This window comes from Pseudomonas gingeri (assembly GCF_013386165.1).
GTDB classification, from domain to species: domain Bacteria; phylum Pseudomonadota; class Gammaproteobacteria; order Pseudomonadales; family Pseudomonadaceae; genus Aquipseudomonas; species Aquipseudomonas gingeri_C.
The window spans coordinates 30930-51342 of sequence record NZ_JACAOS010000003.1 but is presented as its reverse complement, the minus strand read 5'-3'; the positions used below and the strand labels follow the sequence as shown (position 1 = coordinate 51342).

Here is a 20413-nt window from a genome sequence, read left to right as displayed (position 1 = left end):
AGGAGTTGAATGGTCATGACCGCACTGGATAACGCTTTTCACAGCCTGCATCAGAATGGACTGCTGGTATTGGCCAATGTCGCCGATGCCGGCGGTGCACGCATCGTCGAACGCCTGGGCGGCAAGGCGGTGGCCACCAGCAGCGCCGCCATGGCCTGGTCCCACGGTTATCAGGATGGCAACCAGTTGCCGCTCGACCTGCTGAGCACCACCGTCAAGTCGATGGCACGAGTACTTAGCGTACCGCTCACGGTGGATATCGAAGGCGGCTACTCGGATGACCTGGAACAGGTCGGCCAGGTGATCAACGCCGTGATCGCCGCCGGAGCGGTCGGGGTCAATATCGAAGACGGCCTGGGCTCTCCAGAACTGCTCGTGCGCAAGATCGATGTGGCGAGAAAGGTGGCCAATCAGACGGGCGTCAAGCTGTTCATCAACGTACGGACCGACGTCTATCTGAAGAACCTGTTCCCCGCCGAGCAGCGTCTTGAAGAACTGCTGAAACGCGCCGCACTGTATGCCGGCGCCGGGGCGGATGGGCTGTTTGCCGCCGGCGTGGTCGACTCGAACGAAATTGCCGCGATCTGCCGGGCCACCCCACTGCCGGTCAACCTGTTGTCCCGGGACGGCCTGGCCTCCCCCGATGAACTGAAGCGCCTGGGCGTCAGGCGCCTCAGCGCGGGATCGAGCATCGCCGAGTTCCTGCACGGCGCCATGGGCACATTGGTCCGTAGCTTCCTGGACAACGGCCAACTCGATACCCACGCCTTGAAAGCCCATACCTACGGCGAACTGAACGCCTTGATGGCGGCAAAAACCGAGTAATCGCGGTTCCCGGACGGGGTCATCGACCCCGTCTGCACACAAAACCTGACGGCCCCCAGTGAGATCGTCTGAAAAAGACGTTGTGTTGCTTCGAACGCCGATGTTATGTTTATAACAACAGACAGATAAATGACATAAACATAACAACTCCGGCTTACCGCTATGTCCACGGAAAAGAACAGCTTTCTTCAGCGACTGGAGCAACAGTTTTCCAGCCTGACCCCCACCGGCAAACGCATTGCCAGCTACCTGCTGGGCAACCCGGAACAGCTGCCCTTCGAGTCGGCCGACAGCATTGCGCAACAAGCCTCCACCACCGGGATTTCCGTGGGGCGCTTTTTACGCTCCCTGGGTTACCGTAATCTCGATGAGGTGAAAAAAAGCCTGCGCGGTGAAGCGCCGAGCTCCTGGCTGATCACCGACCGGATTGCCGCCTTTCGCGCCGAGAGCAACCAGGACGATGCCCTCGACCGCTCCATGACGCGCGAAATCGAAGCCATCCAGCACGCCTACGGCCTGGCACGCAGCGAGGCCTTTGCCAGGATCGTGCAACGCATCCATGAAGCCGATGCCGTGTTCATTCTCGGGATTCAATCGACCCGCGGGATTCTCACCGCATTCCACAGCCACCTCGAATACATTCGCCCCAAGGTCTACTACGTCGATGGCCTGTCGGGTATCTACGCGGAAACCCTGAATTCCGGCTTCGCCAATCCCTACGCGATCATTGCCGACTTCCGCGCTTACTCCAGCGTGACCCAGACTTTCTGCGACGCAGCGACGGACAACAACCTGCCGCTGGCCCTGATCACCGACCTGCAATGCCCGTGGGCCCGGGACTATCCGCTGGATCTCCTGCAGCTGAAAACCGATGTCGGGCAGTTCTGGGACTCCCCTGCCCCGCTGGCCTGCCTGTTGAACCTGGTGGTTTCGGCCGTCGCGGAAAAATACGGCGAGGGTCTCGATGAACGCCTGGCCAAGAACCGTCAATTGCAAAAAGCCTTCGGTCAATTCGAAGGCTGACCCACTGCCTCTGCACATCCCAACTGGAGTGTTTGTGTGAACAACAGCCCCCTTGTAGAGATTGATGCCCAGCGTTACCAGGTACAAATCGACCTGATCTACGCCAGCGCAGACAACCTGGCTGGAAAGGTGATCTACCCGACGGCCCGTTGCCTGCTGCATCGCCAAGCCGCCGATTGCCTGAACAAGGCCAGCCAACGAGCGCGCCTGGCCGGATTGACCCTGCGCATCTATGACGCCTATCGCCCGCCCTACGCCCAGTATCTGTTGTGGGAGGTGCTGCCCAACAACGACTACGTGCGCGATCCGCACCTGGGTTCCCACCACAGCCGTGGCGTGGCCGTGGACCTGACCCTGGTGGACGCTGATGGCGAGCCGCTGGATATGGGCACCGCCTTCGACGCCATGGAAGAACGCTCCCATCAGTTCTACCCCGACCTGCCCGCCAATGTGCAACGCAATCGCCTGCTGTTGCTGGGGATCATGCTCGGCGCCGGGTTCCAGGCGATCGATACGGAATGGTGGCATTACGAACTACCGAATGCCGACGATTACCCACTGTTGGAGGAGGCGTAAACCACGGCCCTGAAAAACCCAATCGAAGCGCAACGCCAGCACTGACGAAACCACAGAGTCTCGCAAGCGACACAGCACAGCCACCTTGGGTGTGGCTGAAAACAACAATAAAACAGCGTTATTTATGCTTCACCTGCAACTGCCCGGTTATAGCTTTTATAAAAAACCTGACGAACTTCCATACATCGAATGATCAAGGAAACCGGCATGAACCCAACGAACACCGTGACCCGCAAGCCCGGCAAACTGCTGCTGAGCGTCCTCTGCAGCGCCTTGAGCCTGGGGGCTTGGCAGGCCGCAACGGCGGCCATCCCCAAAGACACGCTGGTGATCGGCAAACCCGCCGACCCGCAGACCCTCGATCCCGCCGTGACCTTTGACAATAACGACTGGACCATTACCTATCCGTCGTACCAGCGTCTGGTGGGTTACAAGGTCGAGGGCGATAAAAGCAGCACCGAAGTCCAGGGCGACCTGGCCGAAAGCTGGACCGTTTCCCCGGACAACCTGGTCTGGGAGTTCAAGATCAAGCCGGGCAACAAGTTCGATGACGGCGCCCCGGTGGATGCCGCTGCGGTGAAGTTTTCCTTTGATCGCCTGATGACCCTCAAGCAAGGGCCGTCCGGTGCCTTCCCCGAGGACATGGTCGTGGCGGTGGTCGATCCGCAGACCATCCGTTTCACCCTGAAAACGCCGTTTGCACCGTTCCTGTTTACCCTGGCCCACAACGGCGCCTCGATCATCAACCCGGACGTGGTGACCAAGACAGCCGACGTCAATGCCTGGCTGTCCAGCCACACCGCGGGCTCCGGTCCCTTCCGCCTGAGCAACTGGCAGAAAGGCCAGTCCTTGACCCTGGAGCCGAACACCTACTTCGCCGGCCCCAAGCCCGCGCTGAAAAGCGTGGTCGTCAAGATCATCGCCGAGCCTTCCGTGCGTCGTCTGCAACTGGAACACGGTGACCTGGACATCATCGAAGACATGCCCGAAGACCAGCTCGGCGCGCTCGCCAAGAAGTCCGGCGTGGTGGTCAGGGAATTCCCGTCGTTGCGGGTGACCTACCTGTACCTGAACAACAAGAAAGGTCCGCTGGCCAGCGTCGATGCCCGTCGGGCGATAACCCAGGCCGTCGACTACAACGGCATCGTCAAAGGCATCCTCAAGGACAAGGCCAAATTGATGAACGGGCCGATCCCGGACGGCATGTGGGCCTACGACAGTTCGTTGCCGCCGATGAAACAGGACCTCGCCGCCGCCAAGGACAGCCTGGCCAAGGACCCGCAGAAAATCACCACCCTCAGCTACATGTACTCGGACAAGGATCCCAACTGGGAACCGATCGGCCTGACGCTGCAAGCCGCACTGGCCCCACTGGGAATCAACCTCAAGATGGAAAAGCTCGCCAACGCGACCCTGCGTGAGCGCGTCGGCCAGGCCGATTACGACATTGCCTCGGGCGCCTGGAGCCCCGACTTTGCCGACCCCTACATGTTCATGAACTTCTGGTTCGACTCCAAGATGCAGGGCCTGCAAGGCAACCGCTCGTTCTACAGCAACCCCGAAGTCGACAAGCTGATCCGCGAAGCCGCTGCCACCAGCGACACCGCCAAGCGCGTCGAGCTGTACCAGAGCGCACAGAAAATGGTGCTCAAGGACAGCGTCTACGCCTACCTCTATCAGAAGAGCTACACCTTGCCGATGCGTGATTCGGTCAAAGGCTACGTGTTCAACCCGATGCTCGAACAGGTCTTCAACCTGGGCAGCATGAGCAAGTAAACCTGCTCCCCCGCGTCGGCCATTCAGGGTCGGCGCGGCGTCTGATTCTCGTCGTTGCCGTAACTGAGGTGCCAAATGGCCTTCCTGACTCTGTTGCGCAAGCGCCTGTTCGGCCTGGTATTGGTCGTGTTCGGTGTTTCGCTGATTACATTTGCAATTTCCCATCTGATTCCCGGCGATCCGGCCCGACTGATCGCCGGCGATCGTGCCAGCGATGCACTGGTGGCCGGCATCCGTCACCAACTGGGACTGGACCTGCCGTTGTATCAACAATACGGCCGTTACCTGCTGGACCTGCTGCATGGCGACCTGGGCACCTCGATCCGCACCAACCGTCCGGTGCTCGAAGACCTGCAGGCATTCTTCCCGGCCACCCTGGAGCTGGCTCTGGTGGCGCTGCTCCTGGCGATCCTGGTGGGCGTGCCGCTGGGGGTCCTGTCGGCGGTCTATCACAACCGGGCCGTTGACCAGATCGCCCGCACGCTCGCGGTCACCGGCATTTCCACCCCGGCCTTCTGGCTCGGGCTGGGCGCGATTGTGCTGTTCTACGGTCAACTGGGCTGGTTGCCCGGAGGTGGCCGATTATCCGAAGGGCTCGCGCCACCGCCGACCTTTACCGGTTTTTACCTGATCGATTCGCTGATTGCCGGCGACAGCAGCCTGTTTCTCGATGTGCTGCAACACCTGATTCTTCCCGCCGCAACCCTGGGCTTCGTGACCCTGGGCGTGGTCGCCCGACAGATCCGCTCCGCCATGCTCGATCAACTGGCCGAAGACTACATCCGTACCGCTCGCGCCTATGGCCTGTCGCGCTGGAGCGTCGTGCTGCGTCATGCCCTGCCCAACGCCCTGATCCCTTCGGTGACCGTACTCGGGCTGACCCTGGGTGACTTGCTGTACGGCGCCGTCCTGACCGAAACCGTCTTTGCCTGGCCCGGCATGGGTGCCTATGTGGTCAAGTCGATCCAGTCCCTGGACTTCCCGGCGGTGATGGGCTTCGCGATTCTGGTTTCGTTCATCTATGTGCTGCTGAACATGGCCATCGATCTGTTGTACCGCGTGATCGACCCACGCATCGGCGAGGTGAATTGAAATGTCCTTGACCCTGACAACCGCACAACGCCCCCGCTGGCGCGAAAAGCTCGCCTACCTGGCCTACCAGATCCGCCGCAGCCCGCTGACCATGGCCGGCCTGGCGATCACCTTTATCGTCTTGCTGTGCATGATCTTCGCCCCATGGCTGGCCAGCCACGACCCCAACGCACTGGACCTCGCCGCGCGCCTGATGCCGCCGTCCGCCGAGCATTGGTTCGGTACCGATGAAGTCGGCCGCGACCTGTACAGCCGCGTGTTGTTCGGTAGCCAACAGTCGGTGGGGGTCGGCCTGTTCGTGGCCTTTGCGTCTTGCTTGATCGGTGGTTTGCTCGGCTGTTTTTCCGGGGTAATCGGCGGACGTTTCGACGCGCTGATCATGCGCCTGATGGACATCATGCTGTCGGTGCCATCCCTGGTGCTGATCATGGCCCTGGCCGCGGCCTTGGGTGCCAGCCTGTTCAACGCCATGCTGGCGATCACCCTGGTGCGGATTCCCTCCTATGTCCGGCTGGCCCGCGGCCAGGCCTTGAGCATCCGCCAGATGGGCTACGTCAAGGCCGCCCAGACCTTCGGCGCCAGTCGCTGGCACCTGGTGCACTGGCACGTGGCGCGCAACGCCATGCCGCCGCTGCTGGTGCAACTGAGCCTGGATATCGGCAGCGCCATTCTCATGGCTTCGGCACTGGGTTTTATCGGCCTGGGGGCGCAACAGCCGACCGCCGAATGGGGCGCGATGGTTGCCACCGGGCGCAACTACATCCTGGATAACTGGTGGTATTCCACCTTTCCCGGCCTGGCGATTCTGATCACCGCCACCGGCTTCAACCTGCTGGGCGATGGCGTGCGCGATCTGCTCGACCCACGGCAACAGGGGAAATGACCATGCCCACCACCACTCCCGTATTGGCCATCGATAACCTGAGCCTGGAATTCCCGGCCTACAAGAACAACGTCAAGGCGTTGAACGGCGTCTCGCTGCACATCAATCCCGGCGAGATCGTCGGCGTGGTCGGCGAGTCCGGCTCGGGCAAGTCGGTCACGGCGATGCTCAGCATGCGCCTGCTGCCCGAACGCAGTTATCGCATCACCGCCGGCAGCCTGAGCATGCTGGATCGCGACATGCTGGCGGCTTCTGAAAAGGAACTGCTGCAAATCCGTGGCCGCGATGCGGCGATGATTTTCCAGGAGCCGATGACGGCCCTTAATCCGACCCGGCGCATCGGTCGGCAAATGCTCGACGTGATCATCCATCACCAGAAGATCAGCGCGGCCCAAGCTCGTCTCAAGGCCATCGCACTGCTGCGGGACATGCATATCGCCAGCCCCGAACAAGTGCTGGAAAGCTATCCGTTCGAGCTGTCCGGCGGCATGCGCCAACGGGTGATGATCGCGCTGGCGTTCTCCTGCGAACCGCAACTGCTGATCGCCGATGAACCGACCACCGCCCTCGACGTGACCGTGCAACGCCAAGTGCTCTTGCTGCTCAGGGAGAAGGCCCGGCAGAAAGGCACCGCCATTTTGCTGATCACCCACGACATGGCCCTGGTGTCGCAGTTCTGCGACCGGGTTTATGTGATGTACACCGGGGCCGTGGTCGAGCAGGGTCGTACCGCCGAAGTGATGGGCAATCCGCAGCACCCTTATACCCAGGGGTTGCTGAGCGGTCTGCCCGAGATGGTCGAGCCGGGGCAACCGCTGATGACCATCCCCGGACAAGTGCCGAACCTGGCCTCCCTGCCCACAGGCTGCACCTTCGAGGAACGCTGCCCGCATAGCATGCCGGTCTGCGCCCAGCGTCCGCGCCTCAACCCCATCAACGGCAATGAGCACCGTAAAAGCGCGTGCTGGTTACCGGTCAAGGAGCTTTCGTGATGAACAGTGCCGTGATTCACGCCGTTACCGAAGGAGCCCCCGAGATTCTCCGGCTCGACGATGTGCGTGTACGTTTCCCCGTAAGCAACGACTGGCTCGGCCGACCACGGGGTTACGCCCACGCGCTGAATGGCATCGACCTTCAGGTCAGGGCCGGCGAAACCCTGGGCATCGTCGGTGAGTCGGGCTGCGGCAAAAGCACCCTGGCCCAGTTGTTGATGGGCCTGGTGGCGCCGAGCAGCGGCCAACTGAACTGGGCCGCTCGTACCGACGGCAAGGGCAACAGCAACGTACAGATCGTGTTCCAGGACCCGCAATCCTCACTTGATCCACGCCTGCCGATCTGGAAAATCATCACCGAGCCGTTATACGCCCGGGGTCATGCACCGCGTGCACACATGCGCGATATCGCCGCCAGGGTCGCGTCCCAGGTCGGCATACGCCCGGAATACCTGGACCGTTTCCCCCACCAGTTTTCCGGCGGCCAGCGCCAACGGATCGCCATTGCCCGCGCCCTCTCGTCAGACCCGGACATCATTGTCCTGGACGAACCGACCTCGGCGCTGGACATCTCGGTGCAGGCGCAAATCCTCAATCTGCTGGCGCAACTGCAACGGGCCCGCAACCTGACCTACATTCTGATTTCCCACAACGTCTCGGTCGTGCGGCACATGGCGGATCGGGTCGCGGTGATGTACCTGGGGCAGATCGTCGAGTTGGGCAGCGCCACCCAGGTGCTGGAACAGCCACGCCATCCTTACACCCGTCTGCTGCTGGAAGCGGTGCCGCGACTCGGCGTGCCCTTGCAGGCGGAACAGGTGGCGGCGCCGACCGAATTGCCGGGCAACCGCCGCCTTCCGCAGGGCTGTTTCTTTCGTGAGCGATGCAGTGTGTGCAGCGCCGGCTGTGAAAAACCGCAAGCATTGCTGGGAGAGGAGCCGCAGCGGGTCAGGTGCCATGTGCAAGGTTGACCCGGATTCGGTTTTCAAAATGTGACGTCCTGTGCTGAGAATGACACTAATGTTCTGCAGGCCATTGGATTTTCACGTCACGGATCCCTGACACCATGAGAAAAACAACAAAGCAGCTGCTGGTTCACGAAATTGCCAACTGGCATCACCGTGGCCTGATCGATGCCGAAACCCGCAAGCGCCTGAGCACACCCTACGAGCAGCCTGGCCAGCTGTTGTCCAGCGTACTGCAATGGCTGGGAATCGGCGCAGTCCTGCTGATCGGCATGGCGGTGCTGGGAGGCTTGAGCCTGTTCAGCCAGTCGGTGATGGTCGGGGCCATGCTGTTCTTCTGCGCCGGTGTCGGCTTGTGGTGGGTGGGCGTGCGGATGGCCCGCGATCCGGCTCAACGAACGCCCGTCACCGGGGTGGCGATCCTGACCATCGGCCTGATGCTTATTGGCGCAAGCCTGTTGCTGGGCTCTTCGGACAATGACCTGGGAGAGCTTGGCAATGTGCCGCTGGCGCTGCTGGTCACGGCGGTCCTGAGCGTCTTCACCGCCTACCGTTATCGTCTGCGCTGGCCGCTTCTCCTCGGCCTGCTGTGTGCGTTCCATGGGCTGGGAGCCTGGGGACGGTATGGCGGGCACGGCGGCTATTTTTTCGATATCCAGGACCCGCGTTCGATGGCGGTCATTGCCGCGCTGGCGGCGGTACTGGGTTTATGTCACCAATTGGCCGAGGCGCGTGAGTTGCGCCGTTTCTGCGGGTTCGGCCGGCTGTATGTGATCTTCGGGCTGCTCTATCTCAATTGCTCCCTCTGGTTTCTCAGCCTCGACGACTTGGGCAGCGACACACGCACCTGGACCTTGCTGTTTACCCTGGTGGCCATCGCACAACTGGTGGTCGGCGCGCGCTTCAAACATCCGAGTTTCACCGGTTTCGCCGTGGTGTTCCTCGGCATCGACCTGTATACCCGTTTTTATGAGTACTCATGGGATCGTTTAAGCGTTGCCATGTTTTTCGCGGTAGGCGGGATCATCGGGCTGTTACTGGGCTGGTCGTTTGAACGCCTGGCCCTGCGCGCCAAGGGAGCCTCACAATGAACCCGGATCAGCGTAATCAGCAAGTGCACAACGCCCTGGATCAATGGCTGCGAGACGGCCAGATCGACCTCGACGAACACGCCCGCATAGGCGAGCGTTATGTGCTGACGCGCTGGGACTGGCGATCCCTGGGCCGCTGGTTCCTGATCTTTGGCGCGATCAGCCTGGCGGCGGGCTTGCTGCTGTTTCTGCGCGAACACCTGGCGTTCACCTTGCCGAAACTGGCCGTCAGCCTGACGCTGGTCACCCTGGGCTTGTTTATCGCCGGGCGCTGGCTGATCGGCAAACAGCTGAAACTGTTCGGCGGCACCCTTGAGTTGCTCGGCGGCTTCGCCCTGATCGGCACCAGTGTGGTGCTGGGCATGATCTATTCGGACGGCTCGGGCAACTGGCCGGCGCTGCTGCTGGTTGATCTGCTGATACTGCTGGTCCTCAGTTACGCCCTGAACAACGTCTTGCTGTTGACCCTTTGCAGCGTGCTGTTCTTTGCCTGGTTTGGGGGTCGCAGCGGCTATGAATCCGGTTGGGGTGCCTACTGGTTCGGGATGAATTACCCGCTACGTTTTCTCGGTGCCGCGGTCGCGTTGATCGCCGCAGGCGTGCTGCACTTACGCGCCGAGGCCGGTTGGCTGGGGCGTTATGGCGGCTTTGCCAAGGTGTGGATTTCCTGCGGCTTGTTTGTCGCCGAAATGGCCCTGTGGCTGCTGTCGCTGTTTGGCAGCTATGAGCTGATTGATGGTCCCTGGCACTTGGCCGATGCCGGCGAACTGGTGATGTACAACGTGATCTGGGCGCTGGTCAGCCTGGGGCTTCTGGCACTGGGTATTCGTTTGCGTTTCGGCATGTTGGTGGGCTATGGCTCGACCTTTTTCATCATCCAGTTCTACACGCTGTTCTTCACCCGGATCGCCGAGACCCTGGGTTGGCTGATGAGTTTGCTGATAGCGGGTGGCAGCCTGCTGGCGCTGGTGATCTGGCTGGAGTCCGAGCGGCAGAAACGCCGCCTGAGCCGATGACGGACGAACATCGGCTGGTCAAAGAAATACACGGCGTATCCGGCGCGACTCACAGCGCCTTGTATGCCCCCCAACCCGCCCTGGCTGGCTGCATCCGCGCCTATCTCTCGCGCAGCACCGAAGAGGCCGCCGCCCTGACCCCGGAGGAGCGGCGCAATCACTTCCCGCCCACCTCCACCTGCGTCATCGTCTGGCTCATTCGCGGTCAGGACTCTCGTGTGCCAGCGCCAGACGATACCCAGCCCACTGACCACAGGTCCTTGCCCGTGGTGTTTTCAGGCCCCCACACACGCCCTTCGGTCAGCCACAACAGCGGCGAGGTCCAGTTCTTCACGCTGCTGATCTATCCCGATGCCCTGCGAGCGCTCAGCGGCCTGGAGGTCATGCCGCACATCAACGGTTACAGCCCGTTCGCCTCGCTGTTCGACTCAAACTGGCAGGACATGGCACACGCGGTACTGACGGCCCCGGACGATGGGGCGCGGATCCGCTTGATCGAGGCCTTTCTCGGGCCGCGCTGGGCGGCAGCCCAATCAGCCACAGCAAAAGAGCCCTCGGCGCTGATCACGCGCCCCTATTCGACGGCAATGGCCCGTGCCTACCGCCTGGCCGCCTGGTCCAGCGATGTGGCCTTGCGCGCCACCGTGCAGGGCAGAGGCCAGAGCGAACGACAGGTCGACAGGCGAATCAAGACCTGGACCGGGCAGACATTGCGGCAACTGCGTGGCATCGGTCGGCTCGAAGAAGTGCTACTGGCGGCGAATCCAGGTGCATTGGGTGCGGCTCCAGCATGGTCGACACTGGCGGCTGACAACGGCTTCTCCGACCAACCCCACCTGTGCCGGGAGCTGCGCCGCTTCACCGGATTCAGTCCGGACGAATTGAAGCGCAACCTGAATCATGAAAGCTTCTGGGTCTATCGCATCTGGACCTAGGGCCTCTCCAGTTTGTCCGAAACATTCAATACGGCGCCGGATTGCCCGGATATCTTCGGGATCTACTCCACTCCTAGGCGGATCGGCCGCCCCCTGAAATGACACTTCGATTTCATACCGTTTGTACCTGGGTTGGTGCATTGTGCCTGGCGCTGACCCTGATCTGGATGTGGGTCCCAGAGCTTCTGCTGCAAAGCTGGAGTGTCGGCTACAGCGAATCAACCGGTTTGCTGGCGCGGCGCTCGGCCGCGCTATTTCTAGGCATCGCCCTGATGCTGGCGCGGTTGCGCAGCGCCCCACCCTCCGCCACCCGAACAGCGGTAGCCGATGGCTTCGCCCTGACCTGCGCTGTGCTGGCGGCGCTGGGCCTGGGCGAAATGTGGGCGGGTCACGCAGGGCCGGGCATCTTGTCGGCGGCAGTGGTGGAGATCTTCACCGCTTGGGCGCTCGTGTCCAGCGTTCGACACAGGCCTGCCCCTGCGATCTGAAGCCGCAACGTAGCCGGTGTCACGCCAGGGCTGACACTGGGAACAGCGAAGCAGGATCAACTGACCAGCACCGACCCTGCCATGGATGCATCAACGGCGCTATTGGTCATCCTCGCGACGCGGCAACGGCGGCCGGTACTCGTTGGCCTCTTCGGCATCGGGCGCCTGCATCGAGCTGGCGGGCATAAACACATGGGTCAGCAGCCCATGGGCATCCACTTCAACCACGCCAGGCACCGCGCGAACCAACTCAATCACCCGTTCGCATTGGCGATGGGTCAGCACCCGACCGCTCAACGCCACCGTACCGGCATGGGTTTTCACATGGATATGCACGCTTTGCGCGGAGTCCGCCATGGCCAGGGCGGATTTGACCCGGGCGGTGGTCCACGTGTCGTGCACGGCCATACCCAGGTCGTGGGAGTAATGCTGCAAGGAATGGTTTTTCATGGCAGAACCCTCTGTCGAGCCTTCAGACGTACTGTTCACTCCTTGGGCGCGGTGATGGAGTACGCGCCACCGCCACACTGACACGGATTAATTATAGTGCGCCGCCCCGCAAAGACGGCGGCAGGCGCCCAGCGGGCGCCGAATCATCGCGACAGACCGTCTGATCGGCCGCTGGGCAACCCAGCCGATTGGGCTGCCTACCGGGCGCGGGCCTGGCGAAACGCATGGGGTGATTCGCCCGTCCAGCGCTTGAACGCATGGATAAAGCTGGCGGACTCCGAATACCCCAAGGCCTCGGCAATCTGCTCGATCTGCAGCCGCGAGCCCGTCAGCAAACGTTCGGCCATGGCCTCGCGCACTTCGTCGCACAAGCCGAGATAGGTCGCGCCCTCCTCCTGCAAGCGGCGCCGCAAGGTCCGCACCGACATGCACAGGGTTGCAGCCAGCGGCCCCATGGCCGGCATGGCGGCCGGTTGCGCGGCCAGCAACTCGCGCACCCGCCCGGCCAACCCGCCGCTCTTCGGCCCGACCGGCAACCCCCGTCGACACTGATCATGGGCGATATGCAGCGCCAGGGGATCGGCCAACGCCAGCAGGATATCGGCGTCGACCTGGCTGAAGACCAGGGCGCTTTTCGGCGCATTGAAGCGCGGGTGCACGCCGGTGAATTGCTGATAGAGCGCCACATCGGCCGGTTCGGCAAAGCTGAACTCGATGGCCCGGGGTATCGCCGTGCGGCCGAGCAGATCGCCGGCAATCCTCAACCCGGCGACAAAGGAGCGTTCGACGATGAACGGGCGTAAATCCAGGGGGATATCGCTTTCCTCGCATTCGATCCGCAGGTCCGTCGCCTTGGCCTCGATCACCACGCGCACCAGGCTGGCATTCAACTCCGAGTAATACGGAATCAGTGAAAAAGCATCGCGCAACGTGGAACTGCTGACCAAGGCAAAACCCAGTGCGGCCAATGAAGTGAAGCGATAGCGCGAGCCCACTTCCAGGCCCAGGCCGGTGACGCGCCCACAGTGCTTGAGCAGGTTGCGGATCAGGCGAAATTCCTGCTCGAAAGAAATAATGCGGGTCGGGCTTTCCAGGTCAGCGGACTCAAGTCCCGAGCCTGCGAGAAAGTCCACGCTCGACAGTCCACGCTCGAGTCCGACCCTCGCCATGATCAGCGCACCGCTGATACTGCGCTGTTGATTATTCACTCGCGCGTCGACTCCACCGAAAGGAACCCAAGGTCGATCACAGTGCACTCCCTATCAATAATATGGCCGAACAGATCATGTTCACCCCTGGCGCCCTCTCTAAACTATCGCCAACGAAAGACCGCGCAACACTCGCCCGCTTCGATCCGGGCACCAGCCGTCGGCGGCGCTCTCCATTTTGCCCATCTGACCGAGCCTCGACCGTGATGAATACCCGCCCTCCCTGCGTCCGCTATACAGACAGACGCTCGCCCTGCTGCGCAAAAGCGCTGGCAGGCGCACTGGCCTGCCTGACCCTGGCCGGCTGTACACAACCACCGTCGATCAGCGTGATCGGCGCCTACTTCCCGGACTGGCTGTTTTGCGCGATCGGCGGCGTCCTGCTGACCTTTCTGGTCAGGGCCGTGCTGCTCAGGACACAGCGTACCCCATGGCTGCAGCCATGGGTGCTGAGCTACCCACTGCTGGCCCTGGTTTTTTCGCTGTTGAGCTGGCTGATCTTTTTCTAACCCGGGCGTTTCCCCATGCAAACACACTCCTCACCCCACTCTCCTCGTCGACTGCTCATTGGCGCGCTCTGCATCGCGGCCCTGGGACTGTTGCTCTGGGTCATCGCCCGGCTGGATGCGCAACCGCGCACCGACGACGCCTACGCCTATGCCGATACGGTCAATGTCACCCCACAGGTCAGCGGACGTATCGTCGAGTTGCCGGTGCGGGAAAACCAGCAGGTCCATCAGGGAGATGTGCTGATGCGCATCGATCCGCGCCCCTACCAGACGGCGCTGGACGAGGCCAAGGCGTCGCTGGTGGAACTGGATCGGCAGATCGGCCTGAACGAACGGCAGATAGCCGCCCAACGCTTGAACGCCGAGGCCGCCCATGCCGAAATCGAGCGGGTCCAGGCCCAGGCCAAGCAAAGCGGCGACACCCTCAGGCGCCAGGAAGCCCTGTTGTCACATGGTTATATCTCCGCCGAAGCCATCGACCAGTCCCGCACCTCCAGGCGCAGCGCCTTGTCGCAACTCAATGTCAGCCAACTGCAAGCGCGCCAGGCCAGCACTGCGGTCAGCGGCGTTGACGCCCAGGTCGCCCATCGGGCGGTGATTGAAGCGCAGATCGCCCGTGCGGCACTGAACGTCGAGTACAGCACTGTTCGCGCGCCGTTCGACGGCCGTGTGGTGGGCCTCAAGACCACCGCCGGCCAGTTCGCCTCGGCGGGCCAGTCGGTGTTCAGCCTGATCGATACCGGGCATTGGTATGTGGTGGCGAACTTCCGCGAAACCGAGCTGAAAAATATGCACCCTGGCGACGCCGCCACCGTCTACCTGATGAGCGATACCCGCCGGACCTTCAGCGGCAACGTCGACTCCATCGGCTTCGGTGTGTTCCCGGACGATGGCGGCAGTGATGTCAACGGCTTGCCCAAGGTTGCACGGTCCATCAACTGGGTCCGGGTTTCGCAACGCTTTCCGGTACGCATCCGGGTCAATGGCACGGACCTGCAGCCGTTTCGCCTCGGGGCGTCGGCCGTCGCCGTCATCAACACCGCCAGCGACGCGACACAAACGCCGACGGCCACAACCCCATGAGCGGAGAAACCGGGGGACAGTCGCTGCTGGACATCCTCAAGGAGGAACTGAGCGAGCGCCCCGGCCGGGTGAACGCGGTGCTTCGGCATCTGCTCTCCTGCACCCTCGTGATCCTGCTCGCCATGAGCTTGCAGGTGCCGTTGCTGTCGATCTCCCTGGTGCTGGTGTTCTTCGTGACCCAATCGAGCGTGGCCCTGACCAAGATGCTCGGCACGCTGTTTATCGTCAGTGCCACCTTGGCCGTGGGCCTGGCGATCCTGCTGCTGAAATTCACCTTCGACTATCCGCTGCTGCGCATAACCGGCGCCAGCCTGGTGTTTTTCGTCAGCGTGTTTTTCATGCGCACCTGCAGGCTCGGTCCGCTGTTCTTCGTGGTGGCCCTGGTGACCATTTATATCCAGAGCCAGGTGGACCTCAATAACGATCCTGAAGCCCTGACCCGTGCCTGCCTCTGGGCCTGGGTGGCGATTGTCTATCCGACGCTGGTGACCGTGGCGGTCAACACCCTGCTGCTGCCGGCACCGCCACCCGACGCAACGTCACGGGCGCCCAAGCCACCGTTATTGGTGGCCGATGCCTTCGAAAACCCGGTCTATCTGCAATTCGCCTTCAAGACCCTGCTCGCCGCGCTGCTGTGCTACCTGCTGTACACCGCGGTCGACTGGCCCGGCATCCACACGGCCATGCTCACCTGCCTGATCACGGCCATGCCGAGTCTGGAAAAAACCCTGCACAAAGGCCTGCTGCGCATCCTCGGCTGCCTGGTCGGCAGCGCCCTGGCGCTGGTGTGCATGGTCTGGGTGGTGCCGCAGATCGACAGCATCGTCGGCCTGTTGCTGATGAGCCTGCCGGTGTTGGGCCTGGCTGCGTGGGTCAGCGCCGGCTCGCCGCGCAGCAGTTATGCCGGGATCCAGATCGTCTTCGGCTTTGCCCTGGCGCTGCTGGCAGATTTTGCGCCAATGACCGAGCTGAGCGAAATTCGTGATCGCCTGGTGGGCATCCTGCTGGGCGTCAGCGTCACCGCCTTGATCCATGTCGGGCTGTGGCCGGAACCCGCCGGGGCTTGAGGCCCAGGCAGCCGGTTGAGCTGCGCTACTGACGGACAAGGACGGTCAGACAACAAACAACTCGCCGATCAGATTGAACAGCGTGGTCTTGACCGCGCTGTCCAGGTCGATCCAGGCCACTCCGATCCGAGTGCGGTACTCCCCCAGGTCCAGAGGCCTGGACACACAATTGCCAGGCAGCGCCCGTGCCGCCTGGTAGGGCAGGATGCCAATCCCCAGTCCTGCCGAAACCAGCGCCAGCATCGTGGTGAACTCACCCAGCTCGGAGGCGATTTCAAGGGTCACCCCGTAGCGCCCCAACGCCTGCACCCACTCATCGTAGAAGCCCGGGGCATAACGGCGCGCCAGGACATAGATGGGCAACCTGGCGATGTCACTGGGCTGGATCAGGTCCCGGGACGCCAGGGGATGATCCTTGGGCAAGGCCACGCAAAAGCTTTCTTGCAGCACCGCACGGGTATGAATGCCCGTATAGACCGCAGGCAAGCGCATAAGACCGAAGTCCAGCAAACCACCTTTCAACGCCGCGGCCTGGTCCGGGGCAGACATGTCCTTGAGTTCCAATTCGATGCGTGGGTAGCGCTGATGCACCGCGCGAATCAGATCCGGCAGCAATTCCGGCAAGACCGACGAGACAAAGCCCAGGCGCACCCGGCCAATTTCCCCGCGGCTGGTGGCGCGGGCGGCATCGGCTGCCCGGGCGCACTGATGCAGGGTCGCCTGGGCCTCGGGGAGAAACACCCGACCGGCCTCGGTCAGCGTCACCGAATGCCGGTTGCGGTCAAGCAAGCGCACCCCCAGCTCACTCTCCAGTGATTTGATTTGCATGCTCAGCGCCGGTTGCACAATCGACAACTGCGAGGCCGCCCGGCCGAAATGCAGCTCCTGGGCGAGCACAACAAAGGCGCGCAGGTGTTTGAGTTCCATCAAAACCCCAGACTCATCAAAAACATTGATCACCAGATCATAAATAAAAATTGGACGTTGATTGCACCCTGAGGTGAAGTGACGCCCGCCACACAGCCTATGACAGGGCTTAGCCTATAACAACGAGAATAAGGAGGCTCCATGCTCAGCATGGCCAACGATACCTATTTGCTGCTTGATGCACTGATCACGATTATCGGATTGATATTATTGATCACCCACCTCAAGGTCCACCCCTTCGTTGCCCTGACCCTTGCCGCAGGCTTTCTGGGCCTGACCTCCGGCATGCCGGTGAGCCAGGTCATGAAGGCATTCCAGGATGGCTTTGGCGGGGTGCTCGGTTTTGTCGGGATCATCCTCGGCCTGGGCACCATGCTCGGCAAACTGATGGCCGACTCCGGCGGCGCCGACCAGATCGCCCGCACCCTGATTCGCGCCTTCGGCCAACGACGGGTGCATTGGGCAATGATGTTTTCCGCGTTCCTGGTGGGCATCCCGCTGTTCTTCGAGATCGGCTTTGTGCTGCTGATCCCGCTGGTGTTGATCGTAGCCCGCCGCACGGGTTTGTCGCTGATCAAGATCGGCATGCCGCTGCTCGCCGGACTGTCGGTGGTCCACGGCCTGGTACCGCCGCACCCGGGGCCGCTGCTGGCCATCGGCGTCTTCGGGGCAGACATCGGCAAGACGATCTTCTACGGCCTGGTGATCGGCCTGCCGACCGCCGTCATTGCCGGGCCGTTGTTTGGCAACCTGATCTCGCGCTACGTGCCAGGCACACCGTCACCCGAGTTGATGGCCCAGCTGACCAAGGAGCCATCCGATGACAACCTGCCGGGTTTCGGCATCACCGTGATCACCCTTCTGCTGCCGGTGGCGTTGATGTTGCTCAAGAGCTTCGCCGACGTGGTGTGTGCGGCCGACAGCCATTTCCGGGTATGGATGGACCTGATCGGCCACCCCATCAGCGCTCTCCTGGCCGCCTTGCTCCTGGCCTTCTACACCTTCGGCGCCGCACGAGGCTTCTCCCGCCAGCAAGTGAGCAAGATGCTCGACGCCAGCCTCGCGCCGACTGCCGCCATCGTGCTGATCGTCGGGGCCGGGGGTGGTTTCAAACAGATGCTGGTGGCCGGCGGCGTGGGCGATGTGATCGGGCACCTGGCCGTGCGGGCCGACATCTCGCCCCTTCTCCTGGCCTGGCTGGTGGCGGCGGTGATCCGCGTGGCCACCGGCTCGGCGACGGTGGCCACCATCACTGGCGCGGGCATTGTCGCGCCGGTGATCGACCTGATACCGGGCGTCAATCGCGAACTGCTGGTGCTGGCTACCGGCGCCGGTTCGCTGGTGCTTTCCCATGTCAATGACGCCGGTTTCTGGCTGGTCAAGCAGTACTTCAACATGAGCGTCGTCGAAACCTTCAAGACGTGGACGCTGATGGAAACCCTCCTTTCTTTCGTCGCCCTGGCCCTCATCATGCTGCTGTCATTGGTGGTGTGAGGTTTTACGCAATAGGAGACACACCCATGCAACAGGTTTTAGACAGCTTTAGCCTCGACGGTCGTCTGGCACTGATCACCGGCTCCAGTGCCGGCATCGGCCTGGCCATCGCTCGCGGCCTGGCCCAGGCGGGCGCCAGGGTGGTCCTGAACGGACGCAACCTCGCCACCCTGCGCGACAGCGCGGCGCTACTGGCGGCAGAAGGCCTGAAGGTTCACACCCAGGCCTTCGACGTCACCGACAGCGCCGCCATCCTGGCCGCCGTGGCGGACATCGAAGAACGTCTTGGCCCACTGGAGATTCTGGTCAACAATGCCGGCATGCAACGCCGCGGGCCGCTGGCGGATTACAGCGAGGCCCATTGGCGCGAGTTGATGAGCACCAACCTGGACAGCGCTTTCCTGGTCGGCCAGGCCGTCGCCCGTGTCATGATTCCCCGCAAACGCGGACGTATCATCAACATCTGCTCGGTACAAAGCGAACTCGGTCGTCCGGGAATCGCGCCCTACGCCGCCAGCAAAGGTGCCTTGAAGATGCTCACCAAAGGCATGGCGATTGATTGGGCTCCCCACGGGTTGACCGTCAATGGCATCGGCCCTGGCTATTTCAAGACAGAACTCAACGCCAATCTGGTAGCCAACCCCGAATTCAGCGACTGGCTGGTCCAGCGCACCCCCAGCCGGCGTTGGGGTGAAGTCGCCGAACTGGCCGGCGCAGCCGTTTTCCTCGCCAGCGACGCCGCCAGTTTCGTCAACGGTCATATCCTGTATGTCGACGGTGGCATCACCTCGTCGCTGTAGTCCTGGAGATTTTTTATGCACGCCATTGTCTGTCATGCCCCCAAGGACCTGCGGGTCGAACCGCAAGCTCAGCTCGAAGACCTCGCCCCCGACCAACTGCGGGTACGCGTCGCCCGGGGTGGGATCTGCGGTTCGGACCTGCACTATTACCAGCACGGCGGCTTTGGCACGGTTCGCCTGCGCGAGCCCATGGTGCTTGGCCATGAAGTTTCCGCAGTGATCGACGCGGTCGGCAACGCCAGCGGACCGTTCAAAATCGGCCAACGCATTTCGGTTTCCCCTTCGCGCCCTTGCGGAGGTTGCCGCCTCTGCCATCAGGGCCTGCCGAATCATTGCCTGAATATGCGTTTTTACGGCAGCGCCATGCCGTTCCCACATATCCAGGGGGCGTTTCGGCAGACCCTGGTGATCGATACCAGCCAAGCCCATTTGCTGGCCGATCAGGTCAGCCTGGCCGAAGGCGCCATGGCGGAACCGCTGTCGGTCGGCCTGCATGCGATCCAGCGGGCGGGTGCAGTCTTCGGTAAACGCGTGCTGGTGACCGGCTGCGGGCCCATCGGCAATCTGCTGATCGGCAGCCTGCGGGCTGCCGGTGCGGCGGAAATTGTCGCCGTGGACCTGGCCAGCGGGCCCCTGCAGTGTGCCGAAAAAATGGGCGCCAGCCGCACCCACAACCTGGCCGAAGACGCCAGTGCATTGCAGCGCTACACCCTGGAAAAAGGCTATTTTGATGTGATGTTCGAGGTATCGGGCAGCGCCCAGGCCTTGCGCAACGGCCTGGAATGCATCGCCCCGCGAGGCGTACTGGTCACCGTCGGCCTGGGCGGCGATGTGTCATTGCCGCTGAACCTGCTGGTCAGTCGGGAAATCGATCTGCGGGGCACCTTTCGTTTTCACTCGGAATTCGCCCAGGCCGTGGACTTGCTGAATCGCCGGGTCATCGATGTGCGCCCGGTGATTTCCCACACGGTGCCATTCAACGAGGCGGCCCAGGCGTTCGAGTTGGCGGCGGACAAGAGCCAGGCCATGAAGGTGTTGCTGGACTTCGGGGTAGTGGACAAGCCATAGCCGCCTCTCCGCTATCCCTCATGGCCGAGTGCACCACCATCCCGCTGATCGGTGACTTGATCTTCGCCGAACGGCTCGACTGATGCACAGGCACCTGCTGGTGCAGGGCGCTATTCACGCCCTGCCCCCTGACTCCCCATTTATT

21 protein-coding genes are annotated in these 20413 nt (G+C 62.3%); 18 read left to right on the top strand and 3 right to left on the bottom strand.

Annotated elements, in window-relative coordinates; all coding sequences use genetic code 11:
• Positions 1-15: 15 nt before the first annotated feature.
• The 12 genes from HX866_RS04945 (at position 16) to HX866_RS04890 (ending at position 11662) form a co-directional block, all read left to right on the top strand.
• Positions 16-825: an isocitrate lyase/PEP mutase family protein gene (locus tag HX866_RS04945; protein WP_177100721.1), complete on the top strand. Its 810-nt coding sequence runs from the start codon at positions 16-18 to the stop codon at positions 823-825.
• A gap of 162 nt (positions 826-987) precedes the next feature.
• Positions 988-1848: a MurR/RpiR family transcriptional regulator gene (locus tag HX866_RS04940; protein ID WP_177091479.1), complete on the top strand. Its 861-nt coding sequence runs from the start codon at positions 988-990 to the stop codon at positions 1846-1848.
• 36 nt (positions 1849-1884) lie between these two features.
• Positions 1885-2424 (top strand): D-alanyl-D-alanine dipeptidase, encoded by a 540-nt coding sequence (gene ddpX, locus HX866_RS04935; protein ID WP_177138322.1) that lies wholly within the window; start codon positions 1885-1887, stop codon positions 2422-2424.
• A gap of 207 nt (positions 2425-2631) precedes the next feature.
• Positions 2632-4200 (top strand): ABC transporter substrate-binding protein, encoded by a 1569-nt coding sequence (locus HX866_RS04930; RefSeq protein ID WP_177138320.1) that lies wholly within the window; start codon positions 2632-2634, stop codon positions 4198-4200.
• A gap of 75 nt (positions 4201-4275) precedes the next feature.
• Complete coding sequence (locus HX866_RS04925; RefSeq protein ID WP_177091473.1) at positions 4276-5292, top strand: ABC transporter permease; 1017 nt, start codon at positions 4276-4278, stop codon at positions 5290-5292.
• Position 5293: 1 nt separating this feature from the next.
• Entirely contained in the window at positions 5294-6175 is an 882-nt protein-coding gene (ddpC, locus tag HX866_RS04920) for a D,D-dipeptide ABC transporter permease (RefSeq protein ID WP_177091471.1), read from the top strand.
• Between the two features lie 2 nt (positions 6176-6177).
• The gene (locus HX866_RS04915; RefSeq protein ID WP_256344822.1) at positions 6178-7167 is read left to right on the top strand and encodes an ABC transporter ATP-binding protein; all 990 of its coding nucleotides are present in this window, start codon (positions 6178-6180) and stop codon (positions 7165-7167) included.
• Positions 7167-8138, top strand: a complete 972-nt coding sequence (locus HX866_RS04910; protein ID WP_177091468.1) for an oligopeptide/dipeptide ABC transporter ATP-binding protein — start codon at positions 7167-7169, stop codon at positions 8136-8138. Before HX866_RS04915 ends, HX866_RS04910 begins: the two co-directional genes overlap by 1 nt.
• 95 nt (positions 8139-8233) lie before the next feature.
• Positions 8234-9223, top strand: a complete 990-nt coding sequence (locus HX866_RS04905) for a DUF2157 domain-containing protein (RefSeq protein WP_177138316.1) — start codon at positions 8234-8236, stop codon at positions 9221-9223.
• Complete coding sequence (locus tag HX866_RS04900; RefSeq protein ID WP_177138314.1) at positions 9220-10239, top strand: hypothetical protein; 1020 nt, start codon at positions 9220-9222, stop codon at positions 10237-10239. The genes HX866_RS04905 and HX866_RS04900 overlap by 4 nt, the downstream gene beginning before the upstream one ends.
• A complete protein-coding gene (locus tag HX866_RS04895; protein WP_177138312.1) occupies positions 10236-11174 on the top strand; it encodes a helix-turn-helix domain-containing protein in 939 nt (312 codons plus the stop codon). Before HX866_RS04900 ends, HX866_RS04895 begins: the two co-directional genes overlap by 4 nt.
• Positions 11175-11272: 98 nt before the next feature.
• Positions 11273-11662 carry a hypothetical protein gene (locus HX866_RS04890; protein ID WP_177091463.1) on the top strand — a complete coding sequence of 130 codons (390 nt, stop codon included), beginning with the start codon at positions 11273-11275 and terminating at the stop codon, positions 11660-11662.
• 99 nt (positions 11663-11761) lie between these two features.
• On the opposite strand, the gene HX866_RS04885 is transcribed toward HX866_RS04890, so the two are convergent.
• Positions 11762-12112 carry a BON domain-containing protein gene (locus tag HX866_RS04885; RefSeq protein WP_177091462.1) on the bottom strand — a complete coding sequence of 117 codons (351 nt, stop codon included), beginning with the start codon at positions 12110-12112 and terminating at the stop codon, positions 11762-11764.
• A gap of 197 nt (positions 12113-12309) precedes the next feature.
• Positions 12310-13320 carry an AraC family transcriptional regulator gene (locus HX866_RS04880; RefSeq protein ID WP_177138311.1) on the bottom strand — a complete coding sequence of 337 codons (1011 nt, stop codon included), beginning with the start codon at positions 13318-13320 and terminating at the stop codon, positions 12310-12312.
• Positions 13321-13526: 206 nt separating this feature from the next.
• Between HX866_RS04880 and HX866_RS04875 the strand changes: the two genes are divergently transcribed.
• The 3 genes from HX866_RS04875 to HX866_RS04865 are packed head-to-tail and all read left to right on the top strand — an operon-like array spanning position 13527 to position 15979.
• Positions 13527-13829 (top strand): YtcA family lipoprotein, encoded by a 303-nt coding sequence (locus tag HX866_RS04875; protein ID WP_177091460.1) that lies wholly within the window; start codon positions 13527-13529, stop codon positions 13827-13829.
• Positions 13830-13844: 15 nt separating this feature from the next.
• Positions 13845-14912 (top strand): multidrug transporter subunit MdtN, encoded by a 1068-nt coding sequence (gene mdtN, locus HX866_RS04870; RefSeq protein WP_177138303.1) that lies wholly within the window; start codon positions 13845-13847, stop codon positions 14910-14912.
• Positions 14909-15979, top strand: coding sequence for an FUSC family protein (locus tag HX866_RS04865; RefSeq protein ID WP_177138301.1), 1071 nt, complete (start codon positions 14909-14911; stop codon positions 15977-15979). Before mdtN ends, HX866_RS04865 begins: the two co-directional genes overlap by 4 nt.
• Before the next feature lie 45 nt (positions 15980-16024).
• Here HX866_RS04865 and HX866_RS04860 read toward each other — a convergent pair whose 3' ends face one another.
• Positions 16025-16906, bottom strand: coding sequence for a LysR family transcriptional regulator (locus tag HX866_RS04860; RefSeq protein ID WP_177138299.1), 882 nt, complete (start codon positions 16904-16906; stop codon positions 16025-16027).
• Between the two features lie 141 nt (positions 16907-17047).
• On the opposite strand from HX866_RS04860, the gene HX866_RS04855 reads away from it, so the two are divergent.
• From HX866_RS04855 to HX866_RS04845, 3 genes are read left to right on the top strand one after another with little or no spacing between them, the layout of a single operon-like run.
• The gene (locus HX866_RS04855) at positions 17048-18400 is read left to right on the top strand and encodes a GntP family permease (protein WP_177138297.1); all 1353 of its coding nucleotides are present in this window, start codon (positions 17048-17050) and stop codon (positions 18398-18400) included.
• Positions 18401-18426: 26 nt separating this feature from the next.
• Entirely contained in the window at positions 18427-19200 is a 774-nt protein-coding gene (locus HX866_RS04850; RefSeq protein WP_177138295.1) for a glucose 1-dehydrogenase, read from the top strand.
• Positions 19201-19215: 15 nt separating this feature from the next.
• Positions 19216-20268, top strand: a complete 1053-nt coding sequence (locus HX866_RS04845; protein WP_177138294.1) for an L-idonate 5-dehydrogenase — start codon at positions 19216-19218, stop codon at positions 20266-20268.
• Positions 20269-20413: the final 145 nt, after the last annotated feature.

Coding starts and splice junctions, on each gene's coding strand:
- HX866_RS04945 (WP_177100721.1), top strand. CDS start 16: ATGACCGCACTGGATAACGCTTTTCACAGCCTGCATCAGAATGGACTG.
- HX866_RS04940 (WP_177091479.1), top strand. CDS start 988: ATGTCCACGGAAAAGAACAGCTTTCTTCAGCGACTGGAGCAACAGTTT.
- HX866_RS04930 (WP_177138320.1), top strand. CDS start 2,632: ATGAACCCAACGAACACCGTGACCCGCAAGCCCGGCAAACTGCTGCTG.
- HX866_RS04925 (WP_177091473.1), top strand. CDS start 4,276: ATGGCCTTCCTGACTCTGTTGCGCAAGCGCCTGTTCGGCCTGGTATTG.
- ddpC (WP_177091471.1), top strand. CDS start 5,294: ATGTCCTTGACCCTGACAACCGCACAACGCCCCCGCTGGCGCGAAAAG.
- HX866_RS04915 (WP_256344822.1), top strand. CDS start 6,178: ATGCCCACCACCACTCCCGTATTGGCCATCGATAACCTGAGCCTGGAA.
- HX866_RS04910 (WP_177091468.1), top strand. CDS start 7,167: ATGAACAGTGCCGTGATTCACGCCGTTACCGAAGGAGCCCCCGAGATT.
- HX866_RS04905 (WP_177138316.1), top strand. CDS start 8,234: ATGAGAAAAACAACAAAGCAGCTGCTGGTTCACGAAATTGCCAACTGG.
- HX866_RS04900 (WP_177138314.1), top strand. CDS start 9,220: ATGAACCCGGATCAGCGTAATCAGCAAGTGCACAACGCCCTGGATCAA.
- HX866_RS04895 (WP_177138312.1), top strand. CDS start 10,236: ATGACGGACGAACATCGGCTGGTCAAAGAAATACACGGCGTATCCGGC.
- HX866_RS04890 (WP_177091463.1), top strand. CDS start 11,273: ATGACACTTCGATTTCATACCGTTTGTACCTGGGTTGGTGCATTGTGC.
- HX866_RS04885 (WP_177091462.1), bottom strand. CDS start 12,112: ATGAAAAACCATTCCTTGCAGCATTACTCCCACGACCTGGGTATGGCC.
- HX866_RS04875 (WP_177091460.1), top strand. CDS start 13,527: ATGAATACCCGCCCTCCCTGCGTCCGCTATACAGACAGACGCTCGCCC.
- mdtN (WP_177138303.1), top strand. CDS start 13,845: ATGCAAACACACTCCTCACCCCACTCTCCTCGTCGACTGCTCATTGGC.
- HX866_RS04865 (WP_177138301.1), top strand. CDS start 14,909: ATGAGCGGAGAAACCGGGGGACAGTCGCTGCTGGACATCCTCAAGGAG.
- HX866_RS04860 (WP_177138299.1), bottom strand. CDS start 16,906: ATGGAACTCAAACACCTGCGCGCCTTTGTTGTGCTCGCCCAGGAGCTG.
- HX866_RS04855 (WP_177138297.1), top strand. CDS start 17,048: ATGCTCAGCATGGCCAACGATACCTATTTGCTGCTTGATGCACTGATC.
- HX866_RS04850 (WP_177138295.1), top strand. CDS start 18,427: ATGCAACAGGTTTTAGACAGCTTTAGCCTCGACGGTCGTCTGGCACTG.
- HX866_RS04845 (WP_177138294.1), top strand. CDS start 19,216: ATGCACGCCATTGTCTGTCATGCCCCCAAGGACCTGCGGGTCGAACCG.